Annotated in this window: 21 protein-coding genes; 16 read left to right on the forward strand and 5 right to left on the reverse strand. The window is 71.0% G+C overall.

Going from position 1 to position 24,362, the window contains the following annotated elements; translation table 11 throughout:
* Positions 1-12: 12 nt before the first annotated feature.
* From ACZ5NH_RS26240 to ACZ5NH_RS26265, 6 genes are all read left to right on the forward strand, one after another.
* Positions 13-780, forward strand: coding sequence for a thioesterase II family protein (locus tag ACZ5NH_RS26240; protein WP_468778773.1), 768 nt, complete (start codon positions 13-15; stop codon positions 778-780).
* A 151-nt stretch (positions 781-931) separates the two neighbouring features.
* The gene (locus tag ACZ5NH_RS26245; RefSeq protein ID WP_468778577.1) at positions 932-2,401 is read left to right on the forward strand and encodes an MFS transporter; all 1,470 of its coding nucleotides are present in this window, start codon (positions 932-934) and stop codon (positions 2,399-2,401) included.
* 150 nt (positions 2,402-2,551) lie between these two features.
* Positions 2,552-3,745: a cytochrome P450 gene (locus ACZ5NH_RS26250; protein WP_468778579.1), complete on the forward strand. Its 1,194-nt coding sequence runs from the start codon at positions 2,552-2,554 to the stop codon at positions 3,743-3,745.
* A 135-nt stretch (positions 3,746-3,880) separates the two neighbouring features.
* Complete coding sequence (locus ACZ5NH_RS26255) at positions 3,881-4,843, forward strand: diacylglycerol/lipid kinase family protein (RefSeq protein ID WP_468778581.1); 963 nt, start codon at positions 3,881-3,883, stop codon at positions 4,841-4,843.
* 50 nt (positions 4,844-4,893) lie between these two features.
* Entirely contained in the window at positions 4,894-5,262 is a 369-nt protein-coding gene (locus ACZ5NH_RS26260) for a nuclear transport factor 2 family protein (protein WP_388624626.1), read from the forward strand.
* Between the two features lie 92 nt (positions 5,263-5,354).
* The gene (locus ACZ5NH_RS26265) at positions 5,355-6,923 is read left to right on the forward strand and encodes an MmgE/PrpD family protein (protein WP_468778584.1); all 1,569 of its coding nucleotides are present in this window, start codon (positions 5,355-5,357) and stop codon (positions 6,921-6,923) included.
* Between the two features lie 48 nt (positions 6,924-6,971).
* On the opposite strand, the gene ACZ5NH_RS26270 is transcribed toward ACZ5NH_RS26265, so the two are convergent.
* Complete coding sequence (locus ACZ5NH_RS26270; protein WP_468778586.1) at positions 6,972-7,775, reverse strand: GntR family transcriptional regulator; 804 nt, start codon at positions 7,773-7,775, stop codon at positions 6,972-6,974.
* A 325-nt stretch (positions 7,776-8,100) separates the two neighbouring features.
* Here ACZ5NH_RS26270 and ACZ5NH_RS26275 point away from each other — a divergent pair, with 325 nt between their 5' ends.
* The 9 genes from ACZ5NH_RS26275 (at position 8,101) to ACZ5NH_RS26315 (ending at position 18,183) form a co-directional block, all read left to right on the forward strand.
* Positions 8,101-9,378, forward strand: coding sequence for an extracellular solute-binding protein (locus ACZ5NH_RS26275; RefSeq protein ID WP_468778587.1), 1,278 nt, complete (start codon positions 8,101-8,103; stop codon positions 9,376-9,378).
* A 99-nt stretch (positions 9,379-9,477) separates the two neighbouring features.
* Complete coding sequence (locus tag ACZ5NH_RS26280; protein ID WP_388624616.1) at positions 9,478-10,476, forward strand: carbohydrate ABC transporter permease; 999 nt, start codon at positions 9,478-9,480, stop codon at positions 10,474-10,476.
* Positions 10,473-11,303, forward strand: coding sequence for a carbohydrate ABC transporter permease (locus ACZ5NH_RS26285; protein ID WP_468778588.1), 831 nt, complete (start codon positions 10,473-10,475; stop codon positions 11,301-11,303). Before ACZ5NH_RS26280 ends, ACZ5NH_RS26285 begins: the two co-directional genes overlap by 4 nt.
* Before the next feature lie 8 nt (positions 11,304-11,311).
* Complete coding sequence (locus tag ACZ5NH_RS26290) at positions 11,312-12,799, forward strand: glycoside hydrolase family 3 protein (RefSeq protein ID WP_468778589.1); 1,488 nt, start codon at positions 11,312-11,314, stop codon at positions 12,797-12,799.
* A gap of 97 nt (positions 12,800-12,896) precedes the next feature.
* The gene (locus ACZ5NH_RS26295) at positions 12,897-13,931 is read left to right on the forward strand and encodes a phytanoyl-CoA dioxygenase family protein (RefSeq protein WP_468778590.1); all 1,035 of its coding nucleotides are present in this window, start codon (positions 12,897-12,899) and stop codon (positions 13,929-13,931) included.
* Complete coding sequence (locus ACZ5NH_RS26300; protein WP_468778592.1) at positions 13,928-15,220, forward strand: DUF6271 family protein; 1,293 nt, start codon at positions 13,928-13,930, stop codon at positions 15,218-15,220. Before ACZ5NH_RS26295 ends, ACZ5NH_RS26300 begins: the two co-directional genes overlap by 4 nt.
* Positions 15,217-16,485 carry an alanine racemase gene (locus ACZ5NH_RS26305; protein WP_468778593.1) on the forward strand — a complete coding sequence of 423 codons (1,269 nt, stop codon included), beginning with the start codon at positions 15,217-15,219 and terminating at the stop codon, positions 16,483-16,485. Before ACZ5NH_RS26300 ends, ACZ5NH_RS26305 begins: the two co-directional genes overlap by 4 nt.
* A 1-nt stretch (position 16,486) precedes the next feature.
* Positions 16,487-16,990, forward strand: coding sequence for a GNAT family N-acetyltransferase (locus ACZ5NH_RS26310; RefSeq protein ID WP_468778595.1), 504 nt, complete (start codon positions 16,487-16,489; stop codon positions 16,988-16,990).
* Positions 16,990-18,183 (forward strand): MFS transporter, encoded by a 1,194-nt coding sequence (locus ACZ5NH_RS26315; RefSeq protein WP_468778597.1) that lies wholly within the window; start codon positions 16,990-16,992, stop codon positions 18,181-18,183. Before ACZ5NH_RS26310 ends, ACZ5NH_RS26315 begins: the two co-directional genes overlap by 1 nt.
* Positions 18,184-18,385: 202 nt before the next feature.
* On the opposite strand, the gene ACZ5NH_RS26320 is transcribed toward ACZ5NH_RS26315, so the two are convergent.
* Both ACZ5NH_RS26320 and ACZ5NH_RS26325 read right to left on the reverse strand, forming a co-directional pair.
* The gene (locus tag ACZ5NH_RS26320) at positions 18,386-18,631 is read right to left on the reverse strand and encodes a hypothetical protein (protein WP_468778598.1); all 246 of its coding nucleotides are present in this window, start codon (positions 18,629-18,631) and stop codon (positions 18,386-18,388) included.
* 571 nt (positions 18,632-19,202) lie between these two features.
* On the reverse strand, positions 19,203-20,732 hold the full coding sequence (locus ACZ5NH_RS26325) for a helix-turn-helix domain-containing protein (protein ID WP_451552469.1): 1,530 nt from the start codon (positions 20,730-20,732) through the stop codon (positions 19,203-19,205).
* 379 nt (positions 20,733-21,111) lie between these two features.
* On the opposite strand from ACZ5NH_RS26325, the gene acnA reads away from it, so the two are divergent.
* A complete protein-coding gene (gene acnA, locus ACZ5NH_RS26330; protein ID WP_468778600.1) occupies positions 21,112-23,829 on the forward strand; it encodes an aconitate hydratase AcnA in 2,718 nt (905 codons plus the stop codon).
* A gap of 89 nt (positions 23,830-23,918) precedes the next feature.
* On the opposite strand, the gene ACZ5NH_RS26335 is transcribed toward acnA, so the two are convergent.
* Both ACZ5NH_RS26335 and ACZ5NH_RS26340 read right to left on the reverse strand, forming a co-directional pair.
* The gene (locus ACZ5NH_RS26335; RefSeq protein WP_468778602.1) at positions 23,919-24,206 is read right to left on the reverse strand and encodes a hypothetical protein; all 288 of its coding nucleotides are present in this window, start codon (positions 24,204-24,206) and stop codon (positions 23,919-23,921) included.
* A 3-nt stretch (positions 24,207-24,209) separates the two neighbouring features.
* The gene (locus tag ACZ5NH_RS26340) at positions 24,210-24,359 is read right to left on the reverse strand and encodes a hypothetical protein (protein ID WP_468778604.1); all 150 of its coding nucleotides are present in this window, start codon (positions 24,357-24,359) and stop codon (positions 24,210-24,212) included.
* Positions 24,360-24,362: the final 3 nt, after the last annotated feature.

Below are 24,362 nucleotides of genomic sequence, written 5' to 3' on the forward strand. Positions count from 1 at the left end.
ATAGGCAGCCAGATGTCCAGCGAGGGGCACTGGTTCCACCCCGTGGAGCCCTCGCCCGACGCCTCGGTCCGGCTGTTCCTGCTGCCCCACGCGGGCAGTGGCGCCATCATCTACCGCGACTGGGAGCGCCTGCTGCCGCCGGACATCACCCCGCAGGCCGTCACCCTGCCCGGCCGCCACAATCGCCGGGAGGAGCCGACGTACGAGGAGTTCTGGCCGCTGCTCGACGCCCTGCACGAGGCGGTGCTGAACGACCTGGACGAGCGGCCGTTCGCCCTCTTCGGGCACTGCCTAGGCGCCCAGCTGGCGTTCCGGCTGGCCATCCGGATGCAGGAGGAGGGCGGACCGGCACCGGTGCTGGTGGGCATGTCCGGCTGGTCGCCCGAGGGCTTCTTCCAGCCGACGGAGGAGCAGAGCCGGATGCCGGAGCCCGAACTCGTCGAGTGGATCAAGAAGTTGGGGTCCTTCCCGGCGGAGATCTACGACAACCCCGAGATGCTCGCCCTGGTCGTGCCCGCGCTCCGCGCCGACCTGCGGGTCGCCGCCCAGTACGAGGACGACGGCAAGGGCGTCACCTGCCCGCTCGCCTCCTACGGCGGCCGCAGCGACCCGCTCCAGGAGGCCCCGGACGCCATGGCCCACTGGGCCGGCCGCACCCCGGCCTACCTCGGCCACAGCGAGTACGAGGGCGGCCACTTCTACATCGACACCCACGCCCAGGCCGTCACCGCGCACTTCGCGCACCGGCTCCAGCGGCTGGCCGCGGCGGCGGTGCGCTGACCGCCGAAGGTCCGTGTCAGCGCCGTGTCAGCGGGGTGCGGGACAGTGCTCGGAGGACTGCCGTACCGAGTGCCGTCCCGTGCCCCTCGCGTGCTCGCGGACCTCTTCGGCACGCCCCCCACCAGCACGAAACGACCTAGGAGGGTCGTCCATGACCACCGAAGCGGAACTGACCGGCAGCGCGGCCTCGGCCGCCTCGCCACCGGACATCGAGGAGGCCGCGGGCAAGCCCGCCTGGGGTGCGCTCTGGGTCGTGCTGGCCGGCCTGTTCATCGCCAACGTCGACTTCTTCATCGTCAACGTGGCCATCCCGTCACTCCAGCGGAACATGCACGCGACCAGCGCCGAGATCCAGCTGGTCGCCGCGACCTTCAATATCGGCCTGTCCGCCATGCTGATCACCGGCGGCCGGCTCGGCGACCTCTACGGCCGCCGGAAGGTCTTCTCCATCGGCCTGGCCCTGTTCACGCTCGCCTCGCTGGCCTGCGGCATCGCCCCGAACATGACCGAGCTGATCGTGGCGCGCGCGGTGCAGGGCGCCGCGGCCGCCCTCGTCATCCCGCAGGTCCTCGGCATCCTGACCACGGCCTACGCGGGCAAGGCCCGGGTCGCCGCGTTCAACGCCTACGGCATCACGATGGGCGCCTCCGCGGTGTTCGGCCAGCTGATCGGCGGCCTGCTGATCAAGGCCGACGTCTTCGGCTGGGACTGGCGGACCATCTTCCTGATCAACGCCCCGATCGGCGCGGTGGTCCTGCTGCTCACGCCGAAGGTGGTGCCCGAGTCCCGGGCCGAGGGCCACACCGGCCTCGACTGGACCGGCGTGATCCTGGTGACCGCGGGACTCGCCGCCGTCGTGCTGCCGCTGGTGGAAGGCCGTGAGCAGGGCTGGCCGACCTGGACCTGGGAGTGCCTGGTGGCGGCCGTACCGCTGCTGGCCGCGTTCTGGTGGACCCAGCGCCGCAAGGCGGCCCGCGACAAGTCGCCGCTGGTCCACCCGAGCCTGTTCGAGGACCGCGCGTTCGGCGTGGGCGTCGTCTCGCTGCTGGTGTTCTTCGCCGCGATGGCCTCCTTCTTCCTGGTGCTCGCGCTGTATCTGCAGGAGGGCCGCGGCCTGTCCGCGCTCCAGTCGGGTCTGCTGTTCATCCCGCTCGGCCTCGGTTTCTTCATCGGCTCCGCGCAGTCCCCGAAGGTCGCGGGCAAGCTGGGCAAGCAGGTCCTGACCATCGGTGCGCTGCTCCAGGCGGTCGGCAACATCGCGCTCGCCGCCACCGCGTGGGAGCTGGGCGGCAGCGGCTCCGTCGGCTGGTGCATCCCGGCCATGGTGCTCGCCGGCTTCGGCATGGGCTTCGTCGTCGCCCCGCTCGCCTCGCTGGTCCTGGAGGGCGTCGCCCCGCACCACGCGGCCGCCGCCTCCGGGGTCTTCTCCACCGCCCAGGAGATGGGCAACGCCGTCGGCATCGCGGTCATCGGCGTCGTCTTCTTCGGCGTCGCCGGCCACCAGGTCACCGCCCACTCCTACGCCCACGCCTTCGGTGCGGGCCTGCTGGTCCAGGCGGGCATCTGCGTCGCGGTGGCACTGCTGGTCCAGCTGCTGCCGCGCCGGGCGCAGGCGTCCTGACCCACCGGCCGGGTGGACCACCGCCTGACGGGCGCACGGAGGCAAAGCCTCCGTGCGCCCGTCAGTGCTGCATCAGAACTCCGTCAGCCGTCTCCTCCACGCTGGCCGAAACAACCCACCGAATTTCGGCCGAGCCGACGGAGGACATCCGTGCCCGACACCCTTGACCCACTCCCCGCCTGGCCCATGCCCCGCTCCTGCCCCTACGCACCCCCGGACGCCTACGCGGAGCTGAGAGAGCGGCCCCCGCTGAGGGTGCGCATACGCGGCGGCGAGGCCTGGCTGGTCACCCGGCACGCGGACGTGCGCCGGGTGCTCAACGACCACCGCTTCAGCGCCGACGACCAGCAGCCCGGCTTCCCGATCCGGATTCAGCTGCCGCCCGAGCCCGGCGTGATGTCCTTCAGTCGCATGGACGACCCGGAGCACGGCCGGCTGCGGCGCATGGCGATGACCGAGTTCACCGCCCGCCGCACCCGCGCCCTGCGCCCCGAGGTGGAACTCCTGGTCGAACAGCTGCTGGACGAGCTGGCGGCGGGCCCCCGCCCGGTCGACCTGGTGGCGAACTTCGCGGTCCGGCTGCCCTCCCTGGTGATCGCCCGGATGCTCGGCGTGCCGGAGGAGGACGAGGCGGACTTCACCGAGCAGAGCCGGGTCATCCTCTCCCAGGAGGCCGGTCCCGAGGAGACGTACGCGGCCTTCGTGGAGATGTCGCAGTTCCTGGACCGGCTCGTCGCACAGCGCACCGCCACTCCGCGGGACGACCTGATCAGCCGGCTGGCCACCCGCTATGTGGCGAGCGGCGAGCTGACCCACGAGGACCTCGTGGCCATGGCCCGGTTCATCCTCGTCGCCGGGCACGAGACCACGGCCCACCAGATCAGCCTCAGCGTGCTCAGCCTGCTGCGCGACCCGGACCAGCTGGCGGAACTCCGCGCCGACCCGGGCCTGTTCAAGCCAGCCGTCGAGGAACTCCTGCGCTACTGGTCCATCTCGCAGGACAACCAGGTGCGCGCCGCCGTGGACGACGTCGAGCTGAGCGGGGCGAGGATCCGCAAGGGGGACGGCGTGATCGTCGCCATCCCCGCCGCCAACCACGACGAGTCGGTCTACCCCGGCGCCGCACGCCTCGACATCCGCCGCGACGCCTCCGGCCATCTCGCCTTCGGCTTCGGCGCCCATCTGTGCCCCGGCGCGTCGCTGGCCCGCATGGAGCTGGAGGTGTGCCTGAGCGCCCTCTTCACCCGCTTCCCGACGCTGCGCCTGGCGGTGCCGCCGCAGGAGGTCCGCTTCCGTGAGAACACGATCGTGTACGGCCTGGAGGAACTGCCGGTCACCTGGTGAACCCCGCGAGCCCCGGTGCCCGGCGTCAGCGTCGTGTCAGCGCCCCCCGGCACAGTGGGAAACGCGGCGAGACCGGGGCAGCACCACCCGGCCTGGTCGGCCCGCTGCCGTCCGACGAGAAGGAGTATGCCCGCCATGGCAGACACCGCAGCCCCGGCTCCCACCCGGGCGCTCGTCCTGGGCAACCCCGCCTCCGGCAGCCACTCGCCCGAACTGGTCGAAGAAGTAAGGCAGTTGTGTGCCTCCTGTCTGGAGCACACCGAGGTGCACCTCACCACCGGCCCCGGTGACGCCACGGTCGCGGTGCGCCGCGCCCTGCAGCGGCCCGCCGCGGCATCCCCCGGCGCCCCCGACCTGATCGTGGTCATCGGCGGGGACGGCACCGTCCGGGAGGCCGTCCAGGCACTCGTGCCCGTGACCGGGAACGCCGCCCTCGCGGTGGTGCCTGGCGGCACCGGCAACTCCGGCTACAAGATGCTGTGGGGCGAGCGCCCCTGGAGCGAGTCCCTGAAGGCGGTCCTGACCGACAACGGCATCGGCGGCAGCGCCCGCCTGCGCCGCCTCGACCTGGCCCGCCTGGCCGAGACCCGCAACCACGTTTATCTCGGGGCCTGTTCGGGGGTGATCGCCGACGCGCTGATCACCGCCCGGGAGCTGCCGCTGACCGGGCGGGAGCGCTACGCCCGCGCCTTCGCCGACACGGCCGCCGGCTACCGGCCGTACCCGGGCCGGGTCACCGTGGACGGCCGGGTCGTGCACGAGGGCCCCACGGTCCTCGCCAACGTCGGCGGCGGCCGCTACCGAGGCGGCCGGTTCCTGGTCCTGCCCGGCTCGCTGCTCGACGACGGACTGCTCGACGTCTGTGTGATCGGCGGCGCGGTCCCGGCGGACCAGGTGCCCGAACTGACCCTGGAGGCCCGGCACATGGACCACCCCGCGACCGTCTACGCCCGCGGGCGCACGATCACCGTCGAGCGCACCGACGGCCGCCGGCTCCCGCTGGAACACGACGGCGAGTACCAGCACGGCATCGGCACCACGGCCACCTTCGAGGTGCTCCCCGGAGCCCTCCCGGTCTGGGCGCCGGCCACCCCCTGATCCACCTGTCCGAAGAACCAGACAAGCACGCCACAGAGGAGATCGCCCGCATGAGCGACCTGACCACCACCGTCACCCGTTACCTCGACATCTGGAACGAGGCGGACGCCGAGAAGCGCGCCGCGGCCATCGCCGAGCTGTTCACCGCCGACGCCCCGTACATCGACCCGCTCGCCGCGGTCGAGGGCCATGAGGGCTTCGGGGCCGTGGTGGCCGGGGCCCGCGACCAGTTCAAGGGCCTCGCCTTCGAACTGCACGGCACCGTCGACGCCCACCACAACCAGGCCCGCTTCCAGTGGGGCCTGGTGACCGAGCCGGGGGCCGAGCCGATCGCCATCGGCTTCGACGTGCTCGTCACCGACGAGGCGGGCAAGATCAAGGCCGTCTACGGCTTCCTGGACAAGGTCCCGGCCGCGTAACACCACCATACACTGCGGGAGCACCGGGGCGACGGTGCTCCCGCAGCCGTGTTCCCCCGCACGTCCCAGCGCACGCACGGAAGGTACCCTCCATGACCGCCGTCCTCGCGGAGAGCGTCGCCCGGGCGCTGTGCGCCGACTGGGCCGAGCAGGCCCGTACCCCGGCCCGGGCCGCCCGCGGCCGCACCCCGGCCGACACCCCGTTGCGTGAGCTCTCGCACTGGGCCGCGACCCTGCGGCCGCAGGATGTGCCGTGCCGGGTGCTGAAGCTCGCCGCGAGCCAGGTCCTCTCGCAGATCGCCTCCATCCGCGCGGGGCTGCAACACCCGCTCGGCAGACGGCTGGTGGCCGCGTTCGGGCACCCCATGCAGCGCGATCCGCGCCAGGCGGCCGGCGTCTTCGCCGCGCTCGGTTCCTGGCTGAACCTGGACGACACCGCCTACGCCGGACACCTGTCGAACTCCACCGTGGCGGTGCCGCTCGCCTTCGCCTACGCCCGGCAGCTGGACGGGCTCTCGCTGCTCACCGCGGTGGTCGCGGCCAACGAGTGCGCGGCCCGGATCACCGCCTCCGCGACCCTCGGACCCCTGCGCGGCCAGAGCGCCGTACACACCCATCTGGCCGGCGCGGTGGCCGGGCGGCTGCACTGCGACCGGGCCCCGGCAGCCCTGTTCGAGAACGCCTTCGGGCTGGCCTTCGCGATGCCCAACTGGCCGCTGATGCGCGCCTTCCTGGCCAGCGACGCCCGCCTGTTCAACACCTTCACCCCGGTGCGCACCGCGATGGACGCCTGTGACGCCGCGTACGCCGGGCTGCGCGGTGCGCCGGACATCATGGAGCACCGCGACGGCTTCCTGGCCCGCTTCGCCACCGTGCCGCTGCCCCAGGCGGTGGCCAAGGGGCTCGGCCGCCGCTGGCACACGGACACCCTGTCGTTCAAGATGCACCCGGGCGGGCCCGGTATCGACGCGGCGGTCGACTGCGCGGCCGAGATCCACAAGGAGATCGGCGCGCTGCGCCCGCGGGACGTGGCCGAAGTCGTCGTCGAGGCCTCCCTGTACACGCTGTTCGCGGGGCAGCGGGCCGCCCAGTACGTCACCGGGCCCGGCTCCCCGCTGGGCGCGCTGGTGCTGGACGTGCCCTACCCGGTGGCGACCACCCTGCTCACCGGCGCGTTCGGCGTGGACGACTTCTCCGCACCGCTGCTGGACGACCCCGACCGGTGGGCGCTGGCCAGGCGGATACGGCTGGAGCACGACACGGAGATGACGCGGGAACTCTTCCTGTCCGACGCGCCGTTCGGCGAGGCGGTGCGCGAGGCGGGGGAGCTGGCCGTGCCGTGGCTGCGCGGCTTCGGCGGTGACGAGCTGGTGGACCTGGTGGGTGTGTCGGCGGCCGACGACCGGGACTTCTCCCGATCCACCAAGGCCACCGGCGCCCGGGTCACCGTACGTCTGACGGACGGCCGTACGGTCTCGCGCACCCGGCTGATCCCGGTCGGGGCGGCCGGCCCGGAGACCCGGGCGGGCCATGCCGAGCTGGTGCGGGAGAAGTTCCTTTCGGTGGGCGGCGCGCAGGAGGTCGCCGACACCGTGGACCGGCTGCACCGGATGCGTCCGCGGGCGGTGCGCCGCTGGATCGAGACGGCGTTCCTGGACTGACGGTACGGCTACGGCACCCCGACGGCCGGCAGCACGGCGGAACAGTCGTCACTGCACGGGGAGCCGCCCGCCCGCCGTATCGCCGTTGCCCTGCGCCGGACGGCGCAACGCGGCCACGAACTTGTACCGGGAGCCCCGGTACACCGAGCGCACCCACTCCACCGGCGTGCCCTGCGCGTCCCGCGAGTGCCGGGACAGCAGCAGCATCGGCAGCCCCACGTCGGTGCCGAGCAACTGCGCCTCGCGCGGGGTGGACAGCGAGGTCTCGATGGTCTCGTCGGCTTCCGCGAGATGGACGCCGTACACCTCGGCGAGGGCCGTGTACAGCGAGGGCTGGGTCGCCAGCGAGCGGCGCAGGCCGGGGAAGCGCCGCGCGGACAGGTGGGTCGTCTCGATCGCCATCGGATCGCCGCTGGCCAGCCGCAGCCGCTCGATGCGCAGCACGGGCTCGCCGAGGCCGATGCCGAGCAGCTCCGCCAGCCGCTGGTCGGCCGGGACCTCCCCGATGTCCAGCACCTGCGAGGCGGGGGTCAGGCCCTGGGCGCGCATGTCCTCGGTGTGCGAGGTCAGCTGGAGCGTGCGGTACAGCTTGGGCTGGGAGACGAAGGTGCCCTTGCCTTGGATCCGGTCCAGGCGGCCCTCGCCGACGAGTTCCGTGAGCGCCTGCCGGACGGTGGTCCGGGAGGTGTCGAACCGGACGGCGAGCAGCCGCTCGGCCGGCATCGCCGAGCCGGGCTGCAACTCCTCGGCCATGGCGAGCAGTCGCTGTTTGATCCGGTAGTACTTCGGCACGCGCGCGGTGCGGCCGGACGCCCCTCCGTGCGGCTGGGCGCTGCTGACGTCGGTGGTCATGCCTGCCTTCCCGGCTGTGTCGACGGTCTCCCGTTATAGCGAGCAACTGCCCTATGGTCTAGTCCAACCCGCGCGCTCGGGTCCGGGCCGGCCCGATGGCCGGATGAATCGGGCGGATGCGGACGGACGCGCTCCGGTGACGTTCTCGTAACGGCCGGAATCGGCTTCCCGGACCACCCTTGACACCCCGAAAGGTCTAGGCCAAGCTCCACCCTACTGGTCTACACCATTAGTGGCCAGGTCCCGAGCCCTACGTGCAACAGCGTCGTACGCAGGTCACCGCCGAGGGCGTGGGGGGATTAGTGGCATCCCTGAGGAGGGTGGCGTGAAGCGCAAGCTCGCTGCCGCGATCGTGATCGCGGGCATGATGGTCTCCGTTGCGGCGTGTGGCGGAAACGGCAAGGACAGCGGCAAGGACGCGGGGCCGGACAGCTGGAAGGGCCAGACGCTCACCGTCTGGACCATGGACGGCTCCGCGCCGCCGCAGTGGAGCAAGGACGTCCAGGCCGCCTTCGAGAAGAAGACCGGCGCGAAGCTGAAGTTCGAGATCCAGAAGTGGGACGGGATCCAGCAGAAGATCACCACCGCCCTCTCCGAGGACAACCCGCCGGACGTCCTGGAGGTCGGCAACACCCAGACCCCGGCCTACGCGGCCACCGGCGGCCTCGCCGACCTCGCCGACCTCAAGAAGGAGATCGGCGCCGACTGGACGCCGTCCGTCTCCCAGTCCTCCGTGTACGACGGCAAGCAGTACGCCGCCCCGTGGTACTTCGCCAACCGTGTCGTCATCTACAACAAGGCGATCTGGGCGAAGGCCGGCATCAAGTCCACCCCGAAGACCCGCGACGAGTTCTTCAGGGACCTGGAGACCATCGGCAAGAAGACCGACGCCGAGCCCCTCTACCTGCCGGGCCAGAACTGGTACTTCCTCGACGGCCTGATCATCGGCCAGGGCGGCGACCTGGTGAAGAAGCAGGGCGACAAGTACGTCTCCAACCTCGCCGACCCCAAGGTCGCCGCGGCCATGGAGACCTACAAGAAGTACGCGTCCTACTCCAAGGCACCCAAGGACAAGGACGAGGCCACCCCGCAGCAGGCCACCATCTTCGCCAAGGGCAAGACCGGCGCGTTCATCGGCATGGGCTGGGAGGCCGGCACCGCCGTCCAGGCCAACAAGGCCATCGAGAAGGACCTCGGCTACTTCACCATCCCCGGCGCGACGGCCGACAAGCCCGAGGGCGTCTTCCTCGGCGGCTCCAACCTCGCCGTCGCCCAGAACAGCAAGAAGCAGTCCCTGGCCAAGGAGTTCCTGAAGATCGCCCTGTCCGACCAGTACGAGGGCGAACTGGCCAAGCTCAACGGCATCGTCCCCAACAAGACGGCCCTGCAGAGCAACCTCACGGGCAACGCCGCCGCCGAGGCCGCGGCCCCCGGCGCCGCGGTCGGCGGCACCACCCCGCTGATCCCGGCGTGGGCCGCGGTGGAGAACACCCCCAACCCGATCAAGTCCTACATGACCGCGGTGCTGAACGGCAAGGCTCCCGCGGCGGCCGCCAAGGACGTCGAGGGCGAGATCAACAAGCGGCTGGCCCAGCAGAACTGATGACCCGCCGGGGGCGCCACCACAGGCGCCCCCGGCTCCCCGTGCCGTTCGCACATACGGCACGGGGAGTTCGTACGGCCACGGAAGAGATGGCAACTCATGTCAGTGCAGACCCAAGGCACGGACACGGCCGGGGAACCCGCTGTCCGCAAGGCCCGGACACCGGGGCCGCCCAGGGGGGCGGAGCGTGACTCCAGTTCCCCGTCCCGCCGCGGTGCCGCCGCCCCCTACCTCCTGCTGCTGCCCGCGCTGCTGGCCACGGTGGTCCTGCTCGGCTGGCCCCTGGTCAAGAACGGCATGCTGTCGTTCCAGAACCTGAACCCGCGGCAGCTCATCCAGCACCTCACCGAGTGGAACGGCGTCGACAACTACCGGCAGGTGCTGTCCGAGCCGGAGTTCTGGCATGTCGTCGAGCGCACCGTCTTCTTCACCGCCGCCAACGTCGTGCTCATCATGGTGCTCGGCACCCTGATCGGGCTGCTGCTGGCCCGGCTCGGCAAGCGGATGCGGCTGCTGCTCCTGGTGGGCCTCGTCCTGGCCTGGGCGATGCCCCCCATCGCCGCCACCACCGTCTACCAGTGGCTGTTCGCCCAGCGCTTCGGTGTCGTCAACTGGACGCTGGACAAGCTCGGCTGGCACTCCATGGCCGACCACAACTGGCTGGGCAGCCAGTTCTCCACCTTCTCCGTGGTCGTCCTGCTGATCGTGTGGCAGTCGATCCCGTTCGTGGCGATCAACCTGTACGCCGCCACCACCACGATCCCCAGGGAACTGTACGAGGCCGCCTCCCTGGACGGCGCCGGTGCCTGGCAGAGCTTCACCTCGGTGACCCTGCCCTTCCTGCGGCCCTTCCTCTACGCGACGACCTTCCTCGAGGTCATCTGGGTCTTCAAGGCGTTCACCCAGATCTTCGCCATCAACCAGGGCGGCCCCGACCGCCTCACCGAGACCCTGCCGATCTACGCCTTCGTCGAGGGCGTCGGCAACCAGCACTTCGGAGTCGGCGCGGCGATCTCCTTCCTGACCATCCTGGTGCTGCTCGTCATCACCTCGTACTACCTGCGCATGGTGCTCAAGCAAGAGGAGGACGAGCTGTGAAGCGCTCGCTCTTCGGCCGCATCTGGCCAAACGCGACCGCCGTGGTCCTCTTCGTCGGCTTCGTGTTCCCCGTCTACTGGATGTTCGCCACGGCCTTCAAACCGACCGGCGACATCATCTCCGACAACCCCGTCTGGTTCCCGACGAACGTCACCCTCGGCCACTTCAAGAAGGCCATCCACGCCGACCACTTCTGGACACTGGTCGTCAACTCCGTCACCGTCACGGTGCTGTCGGTGGTCTTCTCCCTCGTCATCGCCCTGTTCGCGGCCTTCGCGCTCGCCCGGATGCGGTTCCGGGGCCGGCGCGGGCTCATCGTGACGTTCATGCTGGCGCAGATGGCCCCCTGGGAAGTCCTGATCATCGCCATCTACATGATCGTCCGCGACAACGACATGCTGGACAGCCTGGTGCCGCTCACCGTGTTCTACACGATGATGGTGCTCCCGCTGACCATCCTGACGCTGCGCGGCTATGTGGCCGCCGTACCGAAGGACCTGGAGGAGGCGGCCATGGTCGACGGCTGCACCCGCACACAGGCGTTCGTCCGGGTCATCTTCCCGCTGCTGGCCCCCGGTCTGATGGCGACCTCGCTGTTCGGGTTCATCACGGCCTGGAACGAGTACCCGCTCGTCCTGATCCTCAACAAGGACATCGACAAGCAGACCCTGCCGCTGTGGCTGTCGCAGTTCCAGACCGCCTTCGGCGACGACTGGGGCGCCACGATGGCCGCCTCGTCCCTGTTCGCGCTGCCCATCCTGATCCTCTTCATCTTCCTGCAACGCAAGGCCGTCAGCGGCCTGACCGACGGCGCCGTGAAGGGATGACACCGCCGATGACCACACTCGCCACCGGCCCGGACACCCTCACCCGCGACGCCCTGGCCGTGCTCCAGCCGGGGTTCGACGGCACCACCGCGCCCGACTGGGTGCGCCGCCGCCTCGGTGAGGGGCTCGCCTCCGTCGCCCTGTTCGGCCGCAACGTCGTCACCGAGAGCCAGGTCACCGCGCTCACCGCGCAGTTGCGGGCCGAACGGGACGACCTGCTGGTCGCCATCGACGAGGAGAGCGGCGACGTCACCCGCCTGGATGTGCGCACCGGCTCCTCCTTCCCAGGCAACCACGCGCTCGGCGCCGTCGACGACCCCGCCCTCACCCGGGCCGTCTCCCGCGAACTCGGCCGCCGTCTGGCCGCCTGCGGCGTCAACTTCGACTGGGCCCCGTCCGCCGACGTCAACGCCAACCCCGACAACCCCGTCATCGGAGTGCGCTCCTTCGGTGCGAGCACCGACCTGGTCGCCCGGCACACCGCCGCCTGGGTCGAGGGCCTGCAGTCCACCGGCGTCGCGGCCTGCACCAAGCACTTCCCGGGCCACGGCGACACCAACGTCGACTCCCACCACGCCGTACCCCGCATCGACGTCGACGCGAGGACCCTGTACGAGCGGGAACTGCCCCCGTTCCGCGCGGCCATCGCTGCCGGCACCCGAGCCGTCATGAGCGCGCACATCCTCGTGCCCGCCCTCGACGCGGACCGCCCCGGCACCCTCTCCCGCCGCATCCTCACCGAACTGCTCCGCGAGGAACTCGGCTACCGGGGCCTGATCGTCACCGACGGCATGGAGATGCGCGCGATCTCCGGCACCTACGGCCTGGAGCACGGAGTGGTCCTCGCCATCGCGGCCGGCGCCGACGCCATCTGCGTGGGCGGCGGGCTGTGCGACGAGGGCACCGTGCTCAGGCTGCGGGACGCGCTCGTGGCCGCCGTACGCTCCGGCGAACTGCCCGAGGAACGGCTCGCCGACGCGGCCGCCCGGGTACGGGACCTGGCCGCGTGGACCGCCGGGGCGCGCGCCGCCGCGTCCGGGACCGTGCCCGAACCCGAGGTCGGCCTGGTCGCGGCCCGCCGCGCGCTGCGAGTGACCCGCGCCGGCACCGCCGTACCGGTCGACAAACCCGCCTACGTCGCCCAGTTCGAACCCGCCCGCAACATCGCCGTCGGCGACCAGACCCCCTGGGGCGTCGCCGCCGAGCTGGAGCGGCTGCTGCCCGGCACCGACTCCGGCTCCTTCACCGGCGAGGGCGCCGGTGAGGCGGCCCTCGCGGCGGCCGACGGCCGCCGGATCGTCGCCGTGGTCCGCGACGAGCACCGGCACGACTGGATGCGCGCCGCCCTCGACACCCTGCTCGCCGCCCGCCCCGACACCGTCGTCGTCGAGATGGGCCTGCCCCAGGCCGCCCCGCGCGGCGCCCTGCACATCGCCACCTACGGCGCCGCCCGGGTCTGCGGTGTGGCGGCGGCCGAGGCCGTCGTCGCGGGCTGACGCACCTTCTCCACCGGCCGCCCGCAGGCGCGGGCGGCCCGCTCCACCTTGCCCTTTCCCCGGATCCCAACCGCACCTTGTGTTCCAGAGGAATCGCATGCAGACGCCCCACCCCCACCTCCACCGAGCCGTCTCCGCCCGCCCCTACTTCAGCGCCGACGGCGAGACCTACCTCGCCCCGACGCCCCTGCGCCACATCGAGAAGTCCCAGCCCCTCAGGGTGCTCTCCGAAGAGGACTTCGCCTTCTGGCAGACCTACGGCTACGTCATCGTCCGCGAGGCCATCACCCCCGGCGAGGCCAAACAACTCCTCGACTTCGCCTGGCAGTTCCAGGGTCTCGACCCCGACCGCCCCGACACCTGGTACGAGGAACCGGAGTTCCGCTCCGAACTCGACCGGCACCTGTTCATCTACGGCTTCGTCGAGGCCTACCACCACCAGCTCATCTGGGACAGCCGGCAGACCCGGCGGGTCTACGACGCGTTCGTGGACGTATGGGACTGCGAGGAGCTGTGGGTCACCCTGGACCGGCTCAACCTCAACCCGCCCAACACCCGCACCCGTTCCCGCTCCCTGATCGAACCCACCGACGAGGGCTTCGACATCGAGCTGCACTGGGATGTCGACACCACCCTCGCCGTCCTCCCGCAGCGCGTCCAGGGCATCATCGCCCTGGGCGACACCCGGCCCGAACTCGGCGGCTTCCAGTGCGCCCCCGAGCTCTTCCGCCGCTTCGAGGAGTGGCGCGTGGCCCAGCCGCCCGGCCGCGACCCGGTCCGGCCCGGCACCGACCGCGCCGAGTTCCCGGTGATCCGCCCCGACCTCCAGGCCGGCGACCTGCTGATCTTCAACGGGCTGCTGGCGCACGGCGTGGCACCGAACCTCTCCGACAACGCTGTCCGAGCCGTCCAGTACCTGTCGATGATGCCCGCACTGGAGGAGCACACGACCCTGCGCGACTCCAGGATCGCCTCCTGGCGCACCCTCGCGACCCCCGACTGGAACGCCACCCTCCTCGGCGACGCCCGCGAGCCGGAGGCCGACCGCTACGGGCCCGCCACGCTCAACCCGCTCGGCAGAAGACTGCTCGGCCTGGACTCCTGGACCGTCACGGCGAAAGAGGCGCAGTGAACCACCGGATCTGCCTCTGCCTGCCGACCAACCGGGCCTGCTCCGCCACCCTCACCGCGATCAACGACGAGGCCGCCTACGCCGCCCGGCGCTTCGGCGCCGACGTACAGTTATTGATCCTCGACTCCTCCGACGACCCCACCCGCGCCGAACACGCCCGGGTCGTCGCCGGACTCCACCCGGCGCCCGGAGTCACCGTCCACCACCTCGACGAGTCCGAGCAGCGCGCCTTCCTGCGCCGGACGATCGAGCGCGCGGGCCTCCCCGAGCCCGACCGCCTGCTCCACCTCATGCTCCCGCCGACCGTCTCCTACGGCGCCTGCACCAACCGCGCCTTCCTGCTGGCCGCCGCCCTCGGCTGCCGCTCGCTGCACCGCAGGGACTCTGACAGCACCTACCAACTCCACGCCGGACAGCCGGTGTACCCCGTCCACCACGAGCTGCCCTGGCTGGGCCGTCCCGCCGCCGAGGCCACGGCCGACGGCGTGCCCACCGACCTCGACCCGGCGCTGCCGGACCGTCCGGTGTCCCTGGCCGGAGCCTCCTTCATCGGCGAACTCTCCGTGGACATAGGGGAGATACGGCGCCTGGACGAGGGCATCCACCATGACGTCGTCAGCCTCTGGGCGCCCGCCGACTGGCCCGAGGAACGCAAGCGGCACCTGGTCGAGGAGTCCTTCACCGGCGCGGGCACGGCACCCTTCACCGGCGACCGGGCGACCCTCACCGTGGTCGACCCGATGCGCGTCGACATGTGCAACATCGCCTTCGACCACGCGATCTACGCACGCGTCCCACTCCCGCCCGCCACCGACACCATCGGCAGCGACTACTTCCTCCTCCACCTGGTCCACGACGCCGCCCTGCCCGGCATCATGCACAACCGCCACATCGAGAACTTCCACACCCCCGAACGCCGCACCGACACCGGCTTCCCGGCCTACCAGCGGCGGTTCGTGAAGTTCCTGCTGTCGATGCTCTACTTCCACCACGTGTACGACCGCATGGCGGCCGAAGGCGCCGAGCTGCTGGACGAGCGGCACCAGGTGCGGGCCGACCGGATTGTGGAGTTCCTGCGGGAGAGCACCGGCCTGGACCGCGCCGAGAACGTCTGGCGACTGGACCGCGTGGACACGGCGTACCGCAAACTGGGCGGCCGTTACGCCGCATTCGCCGAGCAACTCGCCGAGGAGCGCGACCGGTTACTGGACGAGGCCGAGTCTGACATCGCGGACTACGCGTACCTGGTCGAGGCTTGGCCGGCGCTGATGGAAGCGACCCGCACATGAGCGCCCCGAAGGGGCGCGGGGCCCTGCCTGATATGCGGCTACCGCCGCGTGGGCGCGATCAACCACGATGGACCCGCAGAGGACCACTCAGTGACCCCCTCGCCACCGCACTCGCCGAAGCCGGATCCGACCGCATCATCTACGACCTCACCGGCATAGAGCAGCAATACGACGCCCTCCTGGCCGAGTTGCCCGGCACCCACATCCGCTTCGCCCTCAAGGCCTGCCCCGTGGACGAGGTCCTGCACACCCTCGCGACCCGTGGATCGGGATTCGACGCAGCGAGCCCCGCCGAAATCGCCCAGGCCATCCACGCCGGCGCGCACCCAGACCACATCCACTACGGCAACACCATCAAGTCCGACCGAGACATCGCCGAGGCCCACCGCCTAGGTGTCCGCACGTTCGCCACCGACAGCGTCGAGGACGTCACCGCCATCGCCGCCCACGCCCCAAGGGCACGGGTGTTCTGCCGCCTGGCCACCGGAGGTGACGGCGCTCTGTGGGGCCTGAACCGCAAGTTCGGCTGCACCCCCGACGACGCCGTCCGGGTGCTGGCGGCGGCCCGCGCGGCCGGACTCACCCCGGCCGGCCTGTCCGTGCACGTCGGCTCCCAGCAGATGACCGGCGAGGCCTGGCAGCAGGCCCTCGACACCCTCGCCGGGACGCTGACGGCGCTGGCCGGGCGGGGGATCGTACCCGACCACGTCAACCTCGGCGGCGGCCTGCCCGCGCTCGGCTACCGGGACCGCCATGGAAACCCCCTCGACCCGCCCCTGGACAAGATCTTCACCGTGCTCCGCGAGGGCATGGACCGGCTGCGCGCCCGCACCCCCTCCCCGCTCCACTTCGTGATGGAGCCGGGCCGTCACCTGGTCGCCGACCACGGTGCCGTCCGCGCCCATGTCTCCCGCCTGACCCGCCGCAGGCAGCCGGACGGCACCGACGCCCACTGGCTCTACCTGAGCTGCGGTAAGTTCAACGGCCTCTACGAGATGGACCAGTTGACGCATCGCATGGTGTTCCCGGACCACCTCGGAGCACAGGAGCACGTCTCCGCGATCGTCGCCGGCCCCACCTGCGACAGCGACGACGCCTACGGCGAGGGCCGGTACCCGGTGCGCGTGCCGGCGTCCGTCAGCTCCGGCGACCCGGTGTGGATCCTCTCCGCCGGCGCCTACGCCACCAGCTATACGACCCAGGGCTTCAACGGCATCGGTCCGCTGCCCTGCGTGTGCGTGCGCGGCCAGGAAGGACATCACTGACATGACACACCTGATACGCGGCATCACCGAGGCCGACTGGCCCGACGTGGTGGCCCTGGAAGCGGAGGCCTACGCGGACACCGGGCTCACGGAGGGGGAGGCCGCGCTGCGCTCCCGGGCCTTCGCGGGCACCTGCCTCGTCCTGGACCTCGACGGCCGGATCGCGGGCTACGCACTGGCCCTGCCCTACCCGAGATTCCGCTACCCCGACCTGGCCCGGCCCGAGAAGACCCCCCACTGCTCCTCCAACCTCCACCTGCACGACCTCGTCGTCACCGCGCCCCTGCGGCGCAGAGGGCTCGGCAGCCGTATGGCCCGCCATCTGACGGACGTGGCCCGCACCCGTGGATTCGAGACCACGTCCCTGATCGCGGTCGCGGGCAAGGAACCCTTCTGGCGGGCCAACGGCTACCGCCCGCACCACGAGGCACGCCTGCCGGCCGGTTACGGCAGCGGCGCGGTGTACATGTCGGCGCAGGTGGCCACCGTGCGGAAGGCGAGCTGATGCCCACCCCCTCCTTTCCGCGCGCCAAGTGGTCCATCGCGGCTCTGTTCTGCTTCCTCGGCCTCCAGTACGGCAGCTGGGTCTCCCGCCTGCCCGCGCTGAAGACCCGGCTGGACCTGGGCGCCGGGGAGGTGGGCCTGCTGCTGATGGCCTGCGGGGCCGGCGCGGCGGCCTCCTTCCCGCTGGTCGCCGCCCTGATGCGGCGCCTCGGCTCCCGGCGGCTGTCCCTGGCCTCGGCCGCGTGCCTCATCGCGGTCCTGGCCGCCCTGTCCGCCGTACCGAACTACCCGCTCGCCCTCCTGACCGTCTGCGCCGACGGAGTCGCGGTCGGCTGCCTCAACGTCGCCATGAACGCCCAGGGCGCCGCGCTGGAGAAGGCGTACGGGCGCACCGCCATGTCCCAGCTGCACGCCACGTTCAGCGCCGGTCTGCTGGCCGGTGCCCTGCTGACCTCGGGCGTGACCACGTTGACCGCGTCGGTGCCGGCGCACTTCACCGTGGCCGGGGCCCTGTTGCTGCTCCTGCTCGCCGGCGCACGCTCCGGGCTGCTCACCCAGACGGAACCGGGGACGCCGGACGAGCCGAAGCGGAACCGCCGCCGGGGCCTTCCCTCCTGGACGACCCTGCTGATGGGCTGCGCCATGGCCTTCGGCACCATCACCGAGGGCGCGATGAACGACTGGTCGACGCTCTATCTGAAGGACGCCGTCAAGGCCTCGGCGTCCGTGGCCCCGCTGGGCATCGCGGTCGTCTCCGCGATGATGCTGCTGGCCAGGGTGTGCGCCGACCGCTGGCGCACCCGGTTCGGCGACGGCCGGGTGGTCCGGGCCGGCAGCGCGGTGGCCGCCGCCGGACTGGCCCTCGCCCTTCTCGCCGGCGGGCTGGTCCCCACGCTGCTCGGCTTCGCCTGCGTCGGCCTCGGCGCGGCCGCCGTCACCCCATGCGTCTACGTCGCGGCCGCCGGCCACGGCTCCGACGCCCTGGCGCTGGTCGCCGCGATGGGCACCACCGGCCTGTTGGCGGGCCCGGCCCTGATCGGCTTCGTCGCGGGCGCCACGAGCCTCACCCTCGGCATGGCGACCGTCGCCGCGTCGGCCCTGATCGTGACGCTGACCGCGTTCCGGATCCCCTGGCCCGACCACCGCACCCCATCACCCGCGGCCGAACCCCGCCCTTCGCTCAGCGGTCCGTGAGGATCTCCAGGCAGTGGCGGTACTGCATGATGCCGAGCGCAATAGCACCGGCTCCGCCGGCACAGCGCGAGCGCCCGAGAAGGCTGCCGTGAGGGTTGCGTCGGCCCGGTGACCCGCCCAGGTGCCCTCCTCGGGATCACTGCCACTGTCCGGGCGGCGGCACACAGTGGAGTGTCGCCACCCGGCAGCCCCGCACCCCACGTCACCGACGGCGCGGCAGGCGCCGTACCAGCCGCCTGCCGCGGGCCCGCCAGGACGGCCGCGGCCGGCTGTGCATCGAGGCGAGGATGAGCGCCCGCTCCTGCGGAATGGCCCCGCGCGTCAGCCAGATCAGCGAGAGGTGCCGCACCGCGGTCCGCGCGAGGACGAGCGCGGCGGTGACGCCACCGGCCGGCCCGGAGGCGTGCGGCAGCGCGTGCAGCAGGTCGAGGATCGTGTCGAGTGCCATGTTTCGGCTCCTGGTCCGAACGAGGGCTCTCCCTGCGCTTGGGCCTCAACTGGTCCTGGGGAGAGGCCGATCGGCGACCGGCCCCCACAGACCACCCCGGCACCGCGTTTCTTCGCCCGCCCCGCCCGGCCGCACCCCACGAAACGCCTTTACCGGCCGCCACGACCTGGCAGGATGTGGGGAATTCTTCAGCGCGGCACGCCGGGGGAAGTGGTGAAGAAATCAGTGAACGCGCGGCCGCTGCCGCCGGGACGCGGCCGAAAGCTCGACTGAACGTCGGCGGCGGACTGTTACGACGAGAACACCCGTCCGCACACCGCCTGGCTCTGGCAGGCCCTGGCGCACTGGACAGCCGAGCACGGCGACCCTGAGACCGGATTCCAGCCACTGTACAGGACGGCAAGCGGCCCGCAGCTGCGGGCCCCGCTCGTCACCGTCGACGGCGGCACTTACGGTGGCGTCTCCAGCCTCAAGAGCACCGACACGTCTCTGTGGGGCAACAGCCTCGGGTCTGCCCAGCCAACGGCCCCGTCTCGGATTCGGTCGTGACGGAGCGCGCTTCAGAAGAACTTCAGATGTCCCGGAAGATCTCGATCTGCGCCCCGATCGAATTCAGCCGCTCGGCGAGATCCTCGTAACCCCGGTTGATGACATACACGTTCCGCAGCACGGACGTGCCCTCGGCCGCCATCATCGCCAGCAGGACGACCACCGCGGGGCGCAGGGCGGGCGGGCACATCATCTCGGCGGCGCGCCAGCGGGTGGGACCCTCGACCAGGACCCGGTGCGGGTCGAGGAGCTGGAGGCGGCCGCCGAGGCGGTTGAGGTCCGTGAGGTAGATCGCGCGGTTGTCGTAGACCCAGTCGTGGATCAGGGTCTTGCCCTGCGCCACCGCCGCGATCGCCGCGAAGAACGGAACGTTGTCGATGTTCAGGCCCGGGAAGGGCATGGGGTGGATCTTGTCGATCGGGGCTTCGAGCTTGGAGGGGCGGACGGTCAGGTCGACCAGGCGGGTGCGGCCGTTGTCCGCGAAGTACTCGGGCGACCGGTCGTGGTCGAGGCCCATCTCCTCCAGGACCGCCAGCTCGATCTCCAGGAACTCGATGGGGGCGCGGCGCACGGTCAGTTCGGACTCCGTCACGACCGCGGCGGCCAGCAGGCTCATCGCCTCGACCGGGTCCTCGGAGGGGGAGTAGTCGACGTCGACGTCGATGTTCGGCACGCCGTGCACGGTCAGCGTGGTGGTGCCGATGCCCTCGACCTTGACGCCCAGGGCCTCCAGGAAGAAGCACAGGTCCTGGACCATGTAGTTGGAGGAGGCGTTGCGTATGACCGTCACGCCGTCGTGCCGGGCGGCGGCCAGCAGCGCGTTCTCGGTCACGGTGTCGCCGCGCTCGGTCAGCACGATCGGACGGTCGGGACGGACCGCGCGGTCGACCTGCGCGTGGTACTGGCCCTCGGTGGCCGCGATGTCCAGGCCGAACCGGCGCAGCGCGATCATGTGCGGTTCGATGGTCCGCGTGCCGAGGTCGCAGCCGCCGGCGTACGGCAGTTTGAAGTGGTCCATGCGGTGCAGCAGCGGACCGAAGAACATGATGATCGAGCGGGTGCGTACGGCGGCCTCCGCGTCGATCGCCGCCATCTCCAGCTGGGCCGGCGGCACCAGTTCCAGGTCGACGCCGTCGTTGATCCAGCGGGTGCGCACGCCGATGGAGTTGAGGACCTCCAGCAGGCGGTACACCTCCTCGATGCGGGCCACCCGGCGCAGCACCGTGCGCCCCTTGTTCAGCAGCGAGGCGCACAGCAGCGCGACGCACGCGTTCTTGCTGGTCTTCACGTCGATGGCGCCCGACAGACGGCGGCCGCCGACCACGCGCAGATGCATCGGGCCCGCGTACCCCAGCGACACGATCTCGCTGTCCAGGGCTTCTCCTATGCGGGCAATCATCTCAAGGCTGATGTTCTGGTTCCCGCGCTCGATCCGGTTGACCGCGCTCTGGCTGGTGCCCAGCGCCTCCGCGAGCTGCGTCTGTGTCCAGCCCCGGTGTTGCCGGGCGTCACGGATGAGCTTGCCGATGCGTACGAGGTAGTCGTCTGCCATGAGGTTGAGGTTATCTCAGATATGAGATGGCGCCCGCCGGGGGGTCCATTCGGGTGACGGCATGTCAGTGGCCTGCGGGTTCACGGGGGATGTCGTACATGTGGGTGATTCATCCCCGGGTGTCCCGTTATTCGGCTTCCCGTGTGTACCGTCCGTCATTCCCGTGCGGCCGAGGAAAAACGACACGGTCCGGCCCGGCCGGGCATGACCAGCCGGCGCCCATGTACTAGAGTTATCTCGACATCGAGATATCTGCCAGGCGCACCGCAACCGCCACCCACTAAGGGTTACCTAACTTAGCCTTACCTTAGCGGATCGGCCCAGCCGGGGTGGCGGCACGATTGACGGTGGTACGCGCACATCAATGAAGGAGACTGTCGTGTCGGCGAACAGCTTCGACGCCCGCAGCACGCTGCAGGTGGGCGACGAGTCGTACGAGATCTTCCGGCTGGACAAGGTGGAGGGCTCGGCCCGCCTGCCGTACAGCCTCAAGGTCCTGCTGGAGAACCTGCTCCGCACGGAGGACGGCGCGAACATCACCGCCGACCACATCCGCGCCCTCGGCAACTGGGACTCCCAGGCCCAGCCCAGCCAGGAGATCCAGTTCACGCCGGCCCGCGTGATCATGCAGGACTTCACCGGCGTGCCCTGTGTCGTGGACCTCGCGACCATGCGTGAGGCCGTGAAGGAGCTCGGCGGCGACCCCGCCAAGATCAACCCGCTGGCGCCGGCCGAGCTGGTCATCGACCACTCCGTCATCGCCGACAAGTTCGGCACCAACGACGCCTTCAGGCAGAACGTCGAGCTGGAGTACGGCCGCAACAAGGAGCGCTACCAGTTCCTGCGCTGGGGCCAGACCGCCTTCGACGAGTTCAAGGTCGTCCCCCCGGGCACCGGCATCGTCCACCAGGTGAACATCGAGCACTTGGCCCGTGTCGTGATGGTCCGCGACGGCAAGGCCTACCCGGACACCCTGGTCGGCACCGACTCGCACACCACGATGGTCAACGGCCTCGGCGTCCTCGGCTGGGGCGTCGGCGGCATCGAGGCCGAGGCCGCCATGCTCGGCCAGCCGGTCTCCATGCTCATCCCGCGCGTCGTCGGCTTCAAGCTCACCGGTGAGCTGCCCACCGGCACCACCGCCACCGACCTCGTGCTCACCATCACCGAGATGCTCCGCAAGCACGGTGTGGTCGGCAAGTTCGTCGAGTTCTACGGCGAGGGCGTCGCTGCCACCTCCCTCGCGAACCGCGCCACCATCGGCAACATGTCCCCGGAGTTCGGCTCCACCGCCGCGATCTTCCCGATCGACGACGAGACCCTGAAGTACCTGCGCCTGACCGGCCGCTCCGAGCAGCAGGTCGCCCTGGTCGAGGCCTACGCCAAGCAGCAGGGCCTCTGGCTGGACCCGAAGGCCGAGCCGGACTTCTCCGAGAAGCTCGAGCTGGACCTGTCGACCGTCGTCCCGTCCATCGCCGGCCCGAAGCGCCCGCAGGACCGCATCGTCCTGGCCAACGCCGCCGAGCAGTTCAAGCAGGACGTCCGCAACTACGTGGACGACATCGACGAGGCGGGCAAGGAGTCCTTCCCGGCCTCCGACGCCCCGGCCGTCCACCCGAACGGCTTCCCGTCCAACCCGGTTCCGGTCACCGCCCCCGACGGCACCACCTACGAGCTGGACCACGGTGCGGTGACGGTCGCGGCCATCACCTCCTGCACCAACACCTCCAACCCGTACGTCATGATCGGCGCCGCCCTGGTCGCCAAGAAGGCGGTCGAGAAGGGCCTGACCCGCAAGCCGTGGGTCAAGTCCACCCTCGCCCCGGGCTCGAAGGTCGTCACCGACTACTTCGAGAAGGCCGGCCTCACCCCGTACCTGGACAAGCTGGGCTTCAACCTGGTCGGTTACGGCTGCACCACCTGCATCGGCAACTCCGGCCCGCTGCCGGAGGAGGTCTCCAAGGCCGTCAACGACCACGACCTCGCCGTCACCTCGGTCCTGTCCGGCAACCGGAACTTCGAGGGCCGGATCAACCCCGACGTCAAGATGAACTACCTGGCGTCCCCGCCGCTGGTCGTCGCCTACGCCATCGCGGGTTCCATGAAGGTGGACATCACCCGTGACGCCCTGGGCACCGACCAGGACGGCAACCCGGTCTACCTGAAGGACATCTGGCCGACCGAGGCCGAGGTCAACGACGTCGTCGCGAGCGCCATCGGCGAGGACATGTTCGTCAAGTCCTACAGCGATGTCTTCGCGGGCGACGCCCAGTGGCAGTCCCTCCCGGTCCCGACCGGCAACACCTTCGAGTGGGACCCGCAGTCCACGTACGTCCGCAAGCCCCCGTACTTCGAGGGCATGGGCATGGAGCCGGCCCCGGTCGAGGACATCGCCGGCGCCCGGGTCCTGGCCAAGCTGGGCGACTCGGTCACCACCGACCACATCTCCCCGGCCGGTGCGATCAAGGCCGACACCCCGGCCGGCCAGTACCTCACGGAGCACGGCGTCGAGCGCCGCGACTTCAACAGCTACGGCTCGCGCCGCGGCAACCACGAGGTCATGATCCGCGGTACGTTCGCCAACATCCGCCTGCGCAACCAGATCGCGCCGGGCACCGAGGGCGGCTACACCCGCGACTTCACCCAGGACGGCGGTCCGGTGTCGTTCATCTACGACGCCTCCCGCAACTACATCGAGCAGGGCATCCCGCTGGTCGTCCTGGCCGGCAAGGAGTACGGCTCCGGCTCGTCCCGCGACTGGGCCGCCAAGGGCACCGCGCTGCTCGGCGTCAAGGCCGTCATCGCCGAGTCGTACGAGCGCATCCACCGCTCGAACCTCATCGGCATGGGCGTCCTGCCGCTGCAGTTCCCGGAGGGCTCCACCGCCGAGTCCCTCGGTCTGACCGGCGAGGAGACCTTCTCCATCTCCGGCGTGACCGAGCTGAACGACGGCACCACGCCGCGCACGGTCAAGGTCACCACCGACACCGGTGTCGAGTTCGACGCGGTCGTCCGCATCGACACCCCCGGTGAGGCCGACTACTACCGCAACGGCGGCATCATGCAGTACGTGCTGCGCAACCTGATCCGCAAGTAGGCGGCAGGCACAGCGGTTCAGGGCCGCACCCCCGGCACCGGGGGTGCGGCCCTTCGCCGTCCGTCCCGCGACCGGGTCATCGGCCCGGCTCATCCGGAACACAGCCACGACGGACCGGCCCCCACCGGACCCACCCCGCCGACGGGGAGGTCCGGATGACTCGGCGCCCCCTGCGCACCCGCCTGCCGCTCCTCCTCAGCGCCGTCCTCGACTGCGTGTGCGCCGCGCTCGTGCTCACCACCGTCCTCGCCCAACGCGCCTATGTGATGGGTGAGTTGGACGACCGGGTGAGTGACGCCGCCGTGCACGGGGTGACCGGGGCCGCGCGGCACCCCGAACGCCCCGCCGACCTCGCCTTCCTCGGCACCGGCGGCCATCCGTCAGGGCTGCACGCCGCCCGGTTCGACACCGGCGGGCACATTCTCGCGGCCGCCGTCGTCCGCCGGGACGCCCAGCCCGCTCCGCTCACCGCGGCCCAGCGCGTCGCCCTCGCCGGCCTCCCCGACGACGGCGCGCGGCCCACACCGCACGGT

Source organism: Streptomyces sp. NPDC031426 (assembly GCF_055581585.1).

Coding starts and splice junctions, on each gene's coding strand:
- ACZ5NH_RS26280 (WP_388624616.1), top strand. CDS start 9,478: ATGTCAGTGCAGACCCAAGGCACGGACACGGCCGGGGAACCCGCTGTC.
- ACZ5NH_RS26315 (WP_468778597.1), top strand. CDS start 16,990: ATGCCCACCCCCTCCTTTCCGCGCGCCAAGTGGTCCATCGCGGCTCTG.
- ACZ5NH_RS26290 (WP_468778589.1), top strand. CDS start 11,312: ATGACCACACTCGCCACCGGCCCGGACACCCTCACCCGCGACGCCCTG.
- ACZ5NH_RS26305 (WP_468778593.1), top strand. CDS start 15,217: ATGAGCGCCCCGAAGGGGCGCGGGGCCCTGCCTGATATGCGGCTACCG.
- ACZ5NH_RS26325 (WP_451552469.1), bottom strand. CDS start 20,732: ATGGCAGACGACTACCTCGTACGCATCGGCAAGCTCATCCGTGACGCC.
- ACZ5NH_RS26335 (WP_468778602.1), bottom strand. CDS start 24,206: ATGGCCGCCGGTGCCGAGGAAGGCGAGGTCGGCGGGGCGTTCGGGGTG.
- ACZ5NH_RS26245 (WP_468778577.1), top strand. CDS start 932: ATGACCACCGAAGCGGAACTGACCGGCAGCGCGGCCTCGGCCGCCTCG.
- ACZ5NH_RS26320 (WP_468778598.1), bottom strand. CDS start 18,631: ATGGCACTCGACACGATCCTCGACCTGCTGCACGCGCTGCCGCACGCC.
- ACZ5NH_RS26295 (WP_468778590.1), top strand. CDS start 12,897: ATGCAGACGCCCCACCCCCACCTCCACCGAGCCGTCTCCGCCCGCCCC.
- ACZ5NH_RS26260 (WP_388624626.1), top strand. CDS start 4,894: ATGAGCGACCTGACCACCACCGTCACCCGTTACCTCGACATCTGGAAC.
- ACZ5NH_RS26255 (WP_468778581.1), top strand. CDS start 3,881: ATGGCAGACACCGCAGCCCCGGCTCCCACCCGGGCGCTCGTCCTGGGC.
- ACZ5NH_RS26270 (WP_468778586.1), bottom strand. CDS start 7,775: ATGACCACCGACGTCAGCAGCGCCCAGCCGCACGGAGGGGCGTCCGGC.
- ACZ5NH_RS26310 (WP_468778595.1), top strand. CDS start 16,487: ATGACACACCTGATACGCGGCATCACCGAGGCCGACTGGCCCGACGTG.
- ACZ5NH_RS26265 (WP_468778584.1), top strand. CDS start 5,355: ATGACCGCCGTCCTCGCGGAGAGCGTCGCCCGGGCGCTGTGCGCCGAC.
- ACZ5NH_RS26240 (WP_468778773.1), top strand. CDS start 13: ATGTCCAGCGAGGGGCACTGGTTCCACCCCGTGGAGCCCTCGCCCGAC.